The organism is Paenibacillus sp. LHD-38, from assembly GCF_031157315.1.
Classification (GTDB): domain Bacteria; phylum Bacillota; class Bacilli; order Paenibacillales; family Paenibacillaceae; genus Pristimantibacillus.
Genome location: NZ_JAVIFU010000013.1, coordinates 59,735 through 71,752 on the forward strand (window position 1 = coordinate 59,735; position 12,018 = coordinate 71,752).

Genomic DNA, 12,018 nt, shown 5'->3' on the forward strand with positions numbered 1-12,018 from the left:
TTGCTTCTTTTAAAGTTTGAAAAGAATTAGTAAAAATTTTGATCTTATCTCTGTATTTGAATGCTTACATGAATGGTCAACATTAAAGATGTGACATGGAATGAGCCGGAAAAAGGGAAACAAAAACAGCAAAAAAGCTCTCTATCCACGGGACTAGAGAGCTTTTTTGCATTTTCTATTTAGTCATCAATTGATACTGCTGCTTGCATGAACATGTCTAACTAGGGAATCATTATCCCTTCAGCTGAACGACAAAATCGCCAATTTGTTTAAGACCAGCTTCACGCTGAGCAGGGTCCTGCAGCTTAGGAATAGCTTCTTCAATTTGACGTACGATTGCGCTTCCTACGATAACGCCATCGCATTGCTTCTCAAAGCGAGCAACTTGCTCGCGGCTCGAAATTCCGAAGCCAACCGCAATCGGTAAATCTGTGGCTTCGCGAACCATGCCAAGAAACTCATCAATCCCGGTATGGAAATCTGCTCTTTCGCCCGTAACGCCGAGTGACGATACGCAATAAACGAAACCTCTGGCTTTGCGCGATATGCGAGTGACACGAGCTTTCGAGGTTGGCGCGACAAGCGGTATGAGATGTACATTTGCTGCTTCAGCCAGCTGACGAACCTCTTCATCCTCCTCGATCGGCAAATCAGGAATAATAAGTCCGCTGATGCCTTTGCTTTGAACAAGCTCAAAAAATGCATCTAATCCGTATTGGAATACTGGATTGTAGTACGTAAACAAAATAAAAGGAATTTTTACGCCCGCTTCGCGAGCCTGCTCAGCAATTTCGATACAATCTCTCAAGGTAATGCTGTTATGAAGCAGCGCCCGCTCGGATGCACGCTGGATAACTGGTCCGTCCGCCAGCGGGTCGGAATAGGGAACACCAAGCTCGATCATGTCAGCGCCCGCTTTCTCGAGCGTTTGGATAATGGCAACCGATGTCGCAAGATCCGGATCACCCATCGTAAGAAAAGGAATGAGTGCTGTCTTTCCTTCAGCTTTTAAGCGCGCAAACGCCGTATCAATGAGATTCATGTTTTTCTACCCCCAAATAGCCCATAATCGCTTCTACGTCTTTGTCTCCTCGTCCAGACAAGTTGACCACGATCACTTTGTTTTTATCGAGCGTTGGTGCCAGTTTGATCGTCTGAGCGATCGCATGCGCAGATTCAAGCGCTGGAATAATTCCTTCTGTGCGCGATAGCAGCTGCAGCGCTTCGAGTGCTTCCGCATCCGTCACCGGCACATAATTAGCACGTCCTGAATCCTTCAAATAGGCATGCTCAGGTCCGATACCCGGATAATCAAGCCCCGCGGAGATGGAATGTGCAGGCTGAACTTGTCCATGCTCATCCTGAAGCACATAGCTCATAGAACCCTGGAATACGCCATGACGTCCTTTGGTCATTGTTGCGGCATGTTCAATCGTATCTACGCCGCGGCCAGCCGCTTCAACACCAAGCAGCTTAACACTGTCATCATTGATGAACGGATAGAAGATACCCATTGCATTGCTGCCTCCGCCCACTGCTGCCACGACGTAATCCGGCAATCTGCCTTCTTCGGTCAAAATTTGCTTGCGCGCCTCGTCGCCGATAATACGCTGGAAATCGCGAACCATCATTGGATAAGGATGCGGGCCGGTTACCGAGCCCAAAATGTAGTACGTATCGTCTACATGACTAACCCAGTAACGAAGCGTCTCGTTGCAGGCATCCTTAAGCGTCCTGGTCCCGGACAAGACAGGCACAACTTCGGAGCCTAGCAGCTGCATGCGGAAAACGTTCAGCTGCTGGCGCTTCATATCCTCTTCGCCCATAAATACTTTACATTCAAGCCCCAGCAAAGCAGCGATCGTAGCAGAGGCCACGCCATGCTGTCCGGCACCGGTTTCAGCAATAATCTTCGATTTGCCCATCCGCTTAGCAAGAACGCCTTGGCCAATCGTATTATTGATTTTATGTGCGCCTGTATGATTAAGGTCTTCGCGTTTTAAGTATATTTTAGCTCCGCCGAGATGTTCTGTTAAACGTTCAGCATAATAAAGCGAGGTCGGGCGGCCCGAGTATTTATGCAATAAATAGTGAACCTCATCTTGAAAAGCCTGGTCCTTTGAATAATGTAGATATGCTTCCTCCAGCTCGAGTAGTGCGTTCATCAATGTTTCCGGTACATATCTTCCGCCAAACTTTCCAAAGCGGCCATTCTCATCTGGTATTTGTGTCATGCTTCTATCACCCTTCTTACAAATAATCGTATTTTTTCGATATCTTTCCGTCCATCCGTCTCAACACCGCTGGATACGTCAATCCCGCCAGGTGAATAAGACCTCAGCAGCTCCTGAACATTTCCCTCATGCAAACCGCCTGCAACATAAAGCGTTATCCCTAATTCATTGGCTGCTTGGTTATATTCATTTATCGCTTCCCAATTAAATACATGGCCCGTGCCTCCGCCAGGCGCGTCGATCATAACGGCATCAACGGCATCTTTATACGGAGTTAACCGCTCGGTTGCTGTTTCTGGCGCTTTGCCTTCAGCAGCCTGATTCATCGAAAATACTTTCCACACCTGAACATTCAGTTTATCGCGTACTTCCCTGCAAAACTCTGCCGTTTCCCTGCCATGCAATTGTACGATGTCAAGCGGTGCTTCCGCCAAAATTGCCTGCAGGCCCGCAAATTGTTCATTAACGAATACGCCTACCGCGAGCGGACGCTTACCGCTTGCTGCTTTTAACTCCGAAACCGCCTTGATGAGCTCTGCTGCCGTCGTTCCGCTAATTTGCCTCTTGCTGGGTGCGAACACGAATCCTATCTCATGAATAGGCAGACCGTTCATCGCTTGTATCGTCTGAATGTCCATTAGCCCGCATATTTTGATGCGCGGCTGCAGCTTCATCGTGCACCTACCGCGCCCATTAGGTCATGAACCGCTTGGCCAACATTTTCTTTCCGCATAAAATGCTCGCCGATCAGCACGCCATGCGCGCCTATCGCTTGCAAATAATCCATATCCGCATTTCCTGCAATGCCGCTTTCGCTAATAACGGTAACATTTTTAGGCATTAAGCCTATCAACGCTTCTGTGGTTTTCAAATCGGTGACGAAAGATTTCAAATCTCGGTTATTAATTCCGATCAGACTTGCTTTATTTAGCTCCAGCACGCCTTCAAGCTCTTCTTGGTTATGCACTTCGACGAGCACGTCAAGGCCGATGGATTTGGCGAGATCATGAAATTCTCCCAGCTGCGCAGGTGTCAAAATAGCCGCAATCAATAAAATTGCGTCAGCGCCAATCAGCCGTGCTTCATAAATTTGACGGTAATCCACCGTAAAGTCTTTTCTTAAAAGCGGTACCTTAACCGTATTTTTGACAGCTTCCAGAAATTCGTTCGAGCCTTGGAAATAATCACGATCAGTCAATACCGAAATGCAATCCGCCCCGGCAGCTTCATAAGCGGCAGCTAACAATGTTGGTTCAAAGTCGGCGCGAATCAGCCCTTTAGATGGCGAAGCCTTCTTCACCTCAGCAATAAGTCCCATGCTCCGATTGCGCTCGGCTGCAGATAGAGCCTTTTCAAAACCTCGGCATTTCTCAAGCGCCGCAATCTGCTTCTCTGCCTCAGCAAGGTCAAATCGCGCAGCAAGTTCTTCAACCTCTGCCCGTTTCGTAGCTACAATTTTATCCAGAAACATGTGCCAACTCTCCTGTCGTTTGAATGAGACTTACGAGCTTTCGCTGCGCATCTCCAGAATCGATAACCTCGGCCGCTTTCGCTACGCCATCACGGAGCGAATCCGCCAAACCGCCTACATAAATACATGCGCCTGCATTAGCAAGCACGATATCCCGGTATGCTCCTTGCTGCTCTCCTGAGAAAATCGCCCGGATAAGCGCTGCGTTCACTTCCGAATCACCGCCCATTACATCTGCGATTGGCCAGCGTGTTAAACCTAGCTCCTCAGGAGTAATATCAAAGGTTCTTACTTTACCATCTAGCAACTCCGAAATTTGCGTCGGCGCAGAAATACTTATTTCATCCAGTCCATCATGGCTGCATACAACAAGCGCCCGCTTCAAGCCAAGCTCGCCAAGAACCTCGGCTACCGTTGACGTACGTGCTCGGTCATATAAGCCCAGCAGCTGCCTGTCTGCTCCTGCTGGATTCGTAAGCGGTCCAAGCATGTTGAAAATAGTCCGGATGCCAAGCTCACGCCGCGGAATAGCCGCATGACGAAGCGAAGGATGGTAAAGCTGCGCGAACATGAAGCAAATGCCAATATCCTTTAAGCATTGTGCTGCTTGCTCAGGAGTAATCGTAATTTGCACGCCGAGCGCTTCCAACACATCGGCACTGCCTGTTTTACCTGACATTGCTCGGTTTCCGTGCTTGGCGACTCGAATGCCTGCCGCAGCGGCAATGATGGAAGACGCCGTAGAAATGTTGAATTTATGAATGCCTGATCCGCCGGTTCCACAGGTATCCAGCAAGCCTTCCTGTTCGGTATGAAGGTGGCTCGAATGCGCGCGCATCGCTTCGGCAAATCCAGTAATCTCATCTTTTGTTTCGCCCTTCATCCGCATGGCGGTAACGACTCCCGCGATTTGCACTGCCGTAGCTTCCCCGCTCATGATAATGCTCATGACCGCATTTGCTTGCTCCCGTGAGAGGCTTGCACCGCTTATCAGTTGATTTAGCGCTTGCTGCATCGATATCGTTTCGGTTCCCAGCATTATTGACCAAGCCCCTCTCCAGCCGTGACGTAATAATCCATATTAATGGAGTTGAAGCTTTCTTGCGTATTTTTAGGCTGTGCAAAAATCGCTTCCGCAGCGCGGATTGCTTTTAGCATACCTTTCGCTTTGTTTACGGTTTCCATATATTCGCTCTCAGGAACAGAATCCCATACGATTCCTGCACCTGCTTGCACGTAAGCTTTGCCGTGCTTGAAAATAATCGTCCGAATCGTAATGCATGTATCCATCGAACCGCCAAAGCCTAAATATCCGATCGCACCGGCATAAGCGCCGCGCGCTTCATTCTCCAGCTCCGAAATAATTTCCATCGCTCTCAGCTTCGGTGCGCCCGAAACGGTTCCAGCAGGCAAGCAGGAAACAAATGCATCAAAGAAGTCCTTGTCCTTATGAAGCTTGCCCGAAACGTTGGAGACAATGTGCATGACGTGGGAGTATCTCTCGATTTCCATAAATGAATCGCATTTCACTGTACCGAATTCAGAGACGCGCCCGATATCATTTCGTCCAAGATCAACCAGCATCAAATGCTCTGCGCGTTCCTTCTCGTCCGCAAGCAGCTCCGCCTCAAGCGCTTTATCTTCTTCCGGCGTTTTGCCGCGCGGCCTGGTTCCCGCAATCGGTCTCGTTTCAACCCGATCGCCGTTAACTTTCACAAGGGCTTCCGGAGACGTGCCGACAATGACCTCTTCGCCCATTTTCAAGTAATACATGTATGGGGATGGATTCATCGTACGCAGAACGCGATAAACATGCAGCGGATCGATATCGGTTTCGATGCTAAAACGCTGCGACAGCACGACTTGAAAAATATCACCTGCGCGAATATATTGCTTCGCCTGTTCAATATTGGTGATGAACTGCTCTTTGGTTACATTCGATTGAATATCGCCCAGCTCATAATCCACCTCAACGGAGCTGCCTGTCGTAACCGGAATCGTGACGGGCTGCTGCAGCCTTTCAATGGTCGCTTCAATTTTGGCAATCGCTGCTTCATAGCTTTTGGCTATATCGGTATCCGTAGCACCCTCAGCGATATGTACGTTGCCGACAATTTGCAGCTGCTGCTTGAAATGGTCAAATACGATAACTTGATCGCAGAACATAAACTGCATGTCATTCATATTTAAATCATCGATTCGGTGAGCCGGCAGCTTCTCGTAGTATTGCAGCAAGTCGTATCCGAAAAATCCAATCGCCCCCCCAGTAAAAGGAGGAAGCCCCGGAATCGAAGGGCTGCGGAAGGAGCGCAACTGAGCTTTCAGAAGTTCAATTGGCTTATCGCCCAGACTTTGTTTTTCTCCGTTATGCTCCAGCACCATCTCGCCGTTTTTGCCATACAGCATCATGAATGGATCTGTTCCTATAAACGAATAACGCGCCCATTTCGCGCCACCCTCAACGCTTTCCAGCAAAAAGGCGTGATCCTCTTTCGCGAAATGCTGAAACAACCGAATAGGTGTTTCAGTGTCCGCCATCATATAACGAACGACTGGAATTAAATTGTATTGACCGGCAAGACGGATAACATGCTGCAGCTCATTTGACATTCGGAAACATCCTCCCTTTGTAAGTACTTTATCTATTAATGTGTACAAAAAAAGCTCCTGCCAGAGCAGGAGCGTTGGTTTAGATGATGACGGAAGTGTGTAAGCGGAAAATACGCATATTTGGATAGGGTGAAACAGCACTTTTACCATCAGCCGCGCGCATACGCAGTCGATCGTTCAGCTCTTTCGCTAACTCCCTGTTCACTCCATGCTTATCTCTGCTACTCTCAACTAGTCTCGACTCATCTCAACTCTGCTCATAAAACGACTCTGCTACTCTCACTTACGTAACCAAATATACAACAACGAACAGCTATGCGTCAACAAAGGGATTTCTTACTTAATGAGCTTATAAAAATATTATGCCTTAGACAGGTCTGGTCGAAGCGCTTGTGCACCTTTTAAATAAACGTGGCGTATTTCCGCTTGTGTTTTGTCCGTGTTAATCAATACCATCAGTCTGATGCATCGCTCTAGACTTCCTTTAACTGGAACCTCAAGCGCGCACATAAGCGGTACAAGCTCCCAGCCCTTCATTTGGCGAATGGCACGAGCCGGGAAGGTCTCGTCCAAATCATTCGTAACCGTCACGAATACGCTGCAAATATCGTCTGGTGCGATCTCATTATCAGTTACGATACCATTCAGCATTTCGATCGTTGCCTGCAATATGGATTGTTCTTCGTTTGCTTCAACGGTAATTGCACCGCGAATTCCTCTGACACTCATTACAGCTCCGCCTCCTGCTTTAATTGCTCCACGATTTCCCGCACCCATTGCACGGGAACATCCGGTTTGATTTCTACTTCGCCAATAGCCGTTGGCACGACAAACACCATCGTCCCCTCGGAAAATTTCTTATCGTGCATCATTGCTTCCATAATTCGATCGACATCAAAGTGCTCGGGCAACCGCACGGGCAGACCGGATTTCGCAAGCACGCGCTTCGTCACGCTGTATACTTCTTCTGGAGCCCCATAACGAAGTCCCAGCTTTGCCGATCCGATCATCCCGATGGAAATCGCTTCTCCATGCAGCAGTTCGCCATAACCTGCTACAGCTTCTAAGGCATGGCCAATCGTATGACCCAAATTCAATATCGCTCTTAGGTCATTCTCACGCTCATCCTTCGAAACAACGGCCGCCTTCACGCTGCAGCCTTTATACAAAGCATAACCAAGCGCTTCCGCATCAAGGGAAAGCAGCTTCTCCGCATTAACTTCGCACCATTCTACGAATGCTTCATCCCAAATGAGTCCATGCTTAACCACTTCGGATAAACCGGCGCTCACCTCTCTTGGAGGAAGCGTTTGAAGCGTATTCAAGTCATATAAGACTAATTCCGGCTGGTGAAAAGCACCGATAATATTTTTGGCCAGCGGATGATTGACGGCTACTTTGCCGCCTACGCTGCTATCATGCGCCAGAATCGTTGTCGGAACCTGGACGAATTTGATGCCCCTCATGTAGGATGCGGCAACAAATCCAGCAAGATCCCCTACAACGCCGCCGCCAAGCGCCACGATCGTTGATTTGCGGTCAAGACCAACTTCCAACGCTTTGGTAACCAGCGACTCCAGCATTGACAGCGATTTAGAGCTTTCTCCTGATGGAACGACTACACTTGCTGTCTTAAACCCAGCGTTAGCCAGCTCTAACTCAAGCGCTTGCAAATGAAAATCGGCAACTCGGCTATCCGTAATGATGAGCAGCGGAGATTTCTTGCTGATTCCGTGTTTTGTAAAATAAGCGGAAGCCTCCTGAAGGAGGCCTTCTCCGATATAGATAGGATAAGAGCGGTCACCTAGTTCGACTGTTAGCTCACGCATATTTAGTACCGTCCAAGCTGTTCAAGGTAGTTATTCAAATTTGCGCGAATTTCCTCGATGGAATCGCCCCCGAACTTTTCAAGGAATGCTTTCGCTACTTCCCAAGCGACGACATGCTCCATTACGACGCTTGCCGCAGGCACAGCACAGCTGTCCGAGCGTTCAACCTGGGCAGTAAACGGCTCCTTCGTATCAATGTCAACGCTGCGAAGCGGCTTGTATAGCGTTGGAATTGGTTTCATTACGCCGCGTACGACGATTTGCTCACCATTCGTCATGCCGCCTTCAAAGCCGCCGAGCCGGTTTGTTGCCCGATGATAGCCGCGCTCCGCTTCATATATGATCTCATCATGTACCTGCGAGCCGCGAAGCTTCGCCGCTTCAAAGCCAATGCCGATTTCACAGCCTTTGAATGCGTTGATGGATACAACCGCTTGCGCAATGCGTCCGTCTAGCTTACGATCCCACTGAACATGACTGCCAAGACCGATAGGCACGCCTTCGATAATGCATTCCACAATACCGCCGATCGAGTCGCCTTCTGCCTTAATTTGATCGATATAGTCCGTCATTTTTTGTTCGGTTTCTTTATCAACGACGCGTACGGAGGATTCCTCCGTCAATCGAATCAGCTCATCGACAGGAAGCTGGTTAGCTGGCGCTTCGATTTCGCCTATGCGGATGACTTGTCCCGCCACTTTAATGCCGAATTCAGCAAGCAATTGACGCGCTACTGCCCCGACTGCCACTCGAGCTGCAGTTTCACGGGCGCTGGAGCGCTCCAATACGTTGCGAAGATCCTTTAGATCGTATTTCAATCCGCCGTTCAGATCCGCATGACCCGGACGCGGGCGGTGAACTCTGCGTTTCTCCTCATCGCTTCCTTCAATCGGTTCAATATTCATGACCGAGGTCCAATGCTTCCAATCATTGTTCGCGACAATAAGCGCTACCGGAGCACCTGTCGTTCTGCCATGGCGCACGCCCCCTACAATATTAGCCGTGTCTTTCTCAATTTGCATCCGGCGTCCACGACCATGACCCTTCTGGCGACGGTGCAGCTGAAAGTTCAATTCCTCAAAATCAATGGTCAAATTGCTAGGTAATCCTTCGATAATTGCTGTTAATTGGGGACCATGCGTCTCCCCTGCTGTCAAATACCTTAAACTCAACCCAAGCTCCTCCTTCAAAACAAGCCTTTAAGCGCCTGCTATGCTTTACTGCACTAAACATCTTTGCTCATTATAGTACAGCGCTTCCGGTTTGACAAGAATTCGAACAACGCGGAAGCAGCTCCCGCCATATAAAAAGAGGCCGGGAAAATGTCTTGTATAAAGACATTTTCCCCGGCCTGTTCGATGTTGGGCTTATTAACTATTAACCGATTTCTTCTCAATCAGAGACGCTCCGTCTTTCGCAAACAACGGATCATTTACAAGCCTCGTCATTTGCAAGCTGTCGACCCCAATGATTTGAGCGCATTCTTGAATTGAAATAAAACCACGCCTATAGGCGGCGATTACCTTGCGTTTATCCATCTGTTGCTTCATCCTCCAAGTCATTTACCTTACAACTAGTATAGGAGAAGATGGAAAACGGTATACATCGGGATTACACCCGACGGTAAAAGAATGTATCTGCGGTCTCAAAGCCGTATTGCGCAGGCGAGAATATCTGCTCTGTGCTGCCAACGAACAGCAGTCCACCAGGCTTAAGTGCGTTAGAAAACTTTTGATACAGCAAATGCTTGGCTTCTTCCGTAAAATAAATCATAACGTTTCGGCACACAATTAAATCAAACGAGCTGTCAAAAATGTCATGAAGAAGGTTTTGCTGCTTAAATTGAATAAATTTTTTTAATGAATCCGAAATCAAAAAAGCGCTTTCCGCTTCTTTGAAATATTTTTGCCGGCATGCAGGAGGCACATCGCGCAAGGAACGCTCCAAGTAACTGCCTTCCATCGCCTTTTGCAATACGCCCGAATCCAGATCGGTCGCCAGCAAGGACGAACGCTGTAAGGCACCAAGCTCCGATAAAATCATCGCAAGCGTATAAGGCTCCTCGCCTGTTGAACATGCGGCGCTCCACACCTTTAAACGATTATTGGAACTAAACATTTCAGGAAAAAAGCGTTTTTGCAAAACATCCCATCTGGATGGGTTTCTCCAAAATTCCGATACATTTATCGTCATGCGATCCAGAAATTCATTCAGCATGCTGCGATTTTGTTCAATTGCCTTCCAGTAATCCTCGAATGTTTGAAAGCCGTGCTTCATTCGCAGCGTGGTCAGCCTGCGTTTCATTTGTGCTTCTTTGTATTGCGATAAATCAATGGCGGTCTTATGCTTTATCCGAATAATAAATTGTGCAAAATCTTGATCCTGGTGCATAGTTTCCTCCATCGCGATTGGCGAGGTAATTATATCCACTTTTGAATTGAATGTTCATAATTAACTATTTCCGACTGCGGGAAGAAAATGCCGATTTCTCTTTCTGCATTCTCAGCCGAATCAGAGCCATGAATGAGATTGAAATTCGTATGTACAGCAAAGTCAGAGCGAATCGTGCCCGGCAGCGCGTCTATCGCATCCGTTTTGCCAATGAGCGCGCGGGATAAAGCAATCACGTTGTCGCCCTGCCAAACCATCGCAAATACAGGTCCAGATGTAATAAAATCAAGGAGAGGATCATAGAAGCCTTTCCCCTTATGTTCTTCATAGTGTCGCTCCGCAAGTTCACGGCTTATAACCATGAATTTGGCTGCCGACAGCTGCAGTCCCTTTCTTTCAAACCTCGAAACGATTTCTCCGATCAACCCGCGTTGAACGCCATCTGGTTTAATCATCAGAAAAGTTCTTTCCATCTACAACCATTCCTTTCTACTTTGCAGGATTAGTAATTACGTTTACCGACAAAATGTGCAATATCCATCAAGTTCTTCTTCGCTGTTATATTGGGTAATCCCTCTAAAGCATGCAGAGCTTTTTTTATGTAGCGGTTCGCCAGCTGATCGGCTTGCTCGCCGCCGTCGCTCTTTCGAATCATTTCAATAGCTCGGCTGGTATCCCTCTTGCCCCCAGACTCACGAATGGAAGAGATTTCATTCAATAACGGTTCACGGGTTTCAGCATCCTTCAGGGCAAGGAGAACAGGGAGCGTGATGTTTCCTTGACGCATGTCCGACCCTGGGGGCTTCCCGATCTGCTTTTCCGTACCATAAAGATCAAGCAAATCATCACGAATCTGAAAAGCCATGCCTACATTATAACCGTATCGATATAAGCGATTAGCGGTCTTCCGATCTGTATTTGCGGCAACGGCGCCAAGCTGGCAGCTTATGGCGATTAACAAAGCCGTTTTCCGCCTGATCCGAAGCAAATAATTCCGTATCGATTGCTCGGTATTGAAAAAATCGCGAATTTGCTCCATTTCACCGACGCACATTTGCACAAGAGCGTTCGATAAAATTTGATGGATTTGCGGATTAGGAAGCTCAGCAGCTATGGTTAACGCTTTACCGTGAATAAAATCACCCGTATACATCGCAATACGGTTATCCCATTTGGATTTTACGGTTAGCTGTCCGCGACGTGTTTCCGCATCATCGATAACATCGTCATGAACAAGCGATGCCATATGAATAAGCTCTAGAGGAACCGCGACACGCTTCATCACTTCCAGCCGATAATCACCAAACTTGCCAGCCAGCAGCACGATTATAGGCCTAATCCGCTTTCCGCCGGCTTTGAGCAGATGCAAAGAAGCTTCGCCGAGCAGCACATGGTCATCCGTTACGCTCCGCACCAGCTCTTGTTCGATCTGATTTAGGTCGCCTTTCATCTTTGCATACAAATCTAGTAGTTTCATTCTTTC

13 protein-coding genes are annotated in these 12,018 nt (G+C 48.0%); all 13 read right to left on the reverse strand.

Features of this window, described 5'->3' with window-relative positions; all coding sequences use genetic code 11:
* Positions 1 to 232: 232 nt before the first annotated feature.
* The 13 genes from trpA to RCO25_RS13240 all read right to left on the reverse strand — a co-directional run bounded on the left by trpA (position 233) and on the right by RCO25_RS13240 (position 12,012).
* On the reverse strand, positions 233 to 1,042 hold the full coding sequence (gene trpA / locus RCO25_RS13180) for a tryptophan synthase subunit alpha (protein ID WP_308996610.1): 810 nt from the start codon (positions 1,040 to 1,042) through the stop codon (positions 233 to 235).
* Entirely contained in the window at positions 1,029 to 2,234 is a 1,206-nt protein-coding gene (trpB, locus tag RCO25_RS13185) for a tryptophan synthase subunit beta (RefSeq protein WP_308996611.1), read from the reverse strand. Before trpB ends, trpA begins: the two co-directional genes overlap by 14 nt.
* On the reverse strand, positions 2,231 to 2,908 hold the full coding sequence (locus RCO25_RS13190; RefSeq protein WP_308996612.1) for a phosphoribosylanthranilate isomerase: 678 nt from the start codon (positions 2,906 to 2,908) through the stop codon (positions 2,231 to 2,233). The genes trpB and RCO25_RS13190 overlap by 4 nt, the downstream gene beginning before the upstream one ends.
* Positions 2,905 to 3,705, reverse strand: a complete 801-nt coding sequence (gene trpC / locus RCO25_RS13195) for an indole-3-glycerol phosphate synthase TrpC (RefSeq protein ID WP_308996613.1) — start codon at positions 3,703 to 3,705, stop codon at positions 2,905 to 2,907. Before trpC ends, RCO25_RS13190 begins: the two co-directional genes overlap by 4 nt.
* A complete protein-coding gene (gene trpD, locus RCO25_RS13200; RefSeq protein WP_308996614.1) occupies positions 3,692 to 4,744 on the reverse strand; it encodes an anthranilate phosphoribosyltransferase in 1,053 nt (350 codons plus the stop codon). Before trpD ends, trpC begins: the two co-directional genes overlap by 14 nt.
* Positions 4,744 to 6,315: an anthranilate synthase component I gene (gene trpE, locus RCO25_RS13205; protein WP_308996615.1), complete on the reverse strand. Its 1,572-nt coding sequence runs from the start codon at positions 6,313 to 6,315 to the stop codon at positions 4,744 to 4,746. The genes trpD and trpE overlap by 1 nt, the downstream gene beginning before the upstream one ends.
* A 360-nt stretch (positions 6,316 to 6,675) precedes the next feature.
* The gene (gene aroH / locus RCO25_RS13210; protein WP_308996616.1) at positions 6,676 to 7,044 is read right to left on the reverse strand and encodes a chorismate mutase; all 369 of its coding nucleotides are present in this window, start codon (positions 7,042 to 7,044) and stop codon (positions 6,676 to 6,678) included.
* Positions 7,044 to 8,144 (reverse strand): 3-dehydroquinate synthase, encoded by a 1,101-nt coding sequence (aroB, locus tag RCO25_RS13215; RefSeq protein WP_308996617.1) that lies wholly within the window; start codon positions 8,142 to 8,144, stop codon positions 7,044 to 7,046. Before aroB ends, aroH begins: the two co-directional genes overlap by 1 nt.
* A 2-nt stretch (positions 8,145 to 8,146) precedes the next feature.
* Positions 8,147 to 9,316 carry a chorismate synthase gene (gene aroC / locus RCO25_RS13220; protein WP_308996618.1) on the reverse strand — a complete coding sequence of 390 codons (1,170 nt, stop codon included), beginning with the start codon at positions 9,314 to 9,316 and terminating at the stop codon, positions 8,147 to 8,149.
* Between the two features lie 198 nt (positions 9,317 to 9,514).
* On the reverse strand, positions 9,515 to 9,682 hold the full coding sequence (locus RCO25_RS13225; RefSeq protein ID WP_308996619.1) for a hypothetical protein: 168 nt from the start codon (positions 9,680 to 9,682) through the stop codon (positions 9,515 to 9,517).
* A gap of 73 nt (positions 9,683 to 9,755) precedes the next feature.
* Positions 9,756 to 10,535, reverse strand: coding sequence for a CheR family methyltransferase (locus tag RCO25_RS13230; protein ID WP_308996620.1), 780 nt, complete (start codon positions 10,533 to 10,535; stop codon positions 9,756 to 9,758).
* A gap of 29 nt (positions 10,536 to 10,564) precedes the next feature.
* Positions 10,565 to 11,008, reverse strand: a complete 444-nt coding sequence (gene ndk / locus RCO25_RS13235; protein ID WP_308996621.1) for a nucleoside-diphosphate kinase — start codon at positions 11,006 to 11,008, stop codon at positions 10,565 to 10,567.
* Between the two features lie 29 nt (positions 11,009 to 11,037).
* On the reverse strand, positions 11,038 to 12,012 hold the full coding sequence (locus tag RCO25_RS13240) for a polyprenyl synthetase family protein (protein ID WP_308996622.1): 975 nt from the start codon (positions 12,010 to 12,012) through the stop codon (positions 11,038 to 11,040).
* Between the last annotated feature and the right edge of the window lie 6 nt (positions 12,013 to 12,018).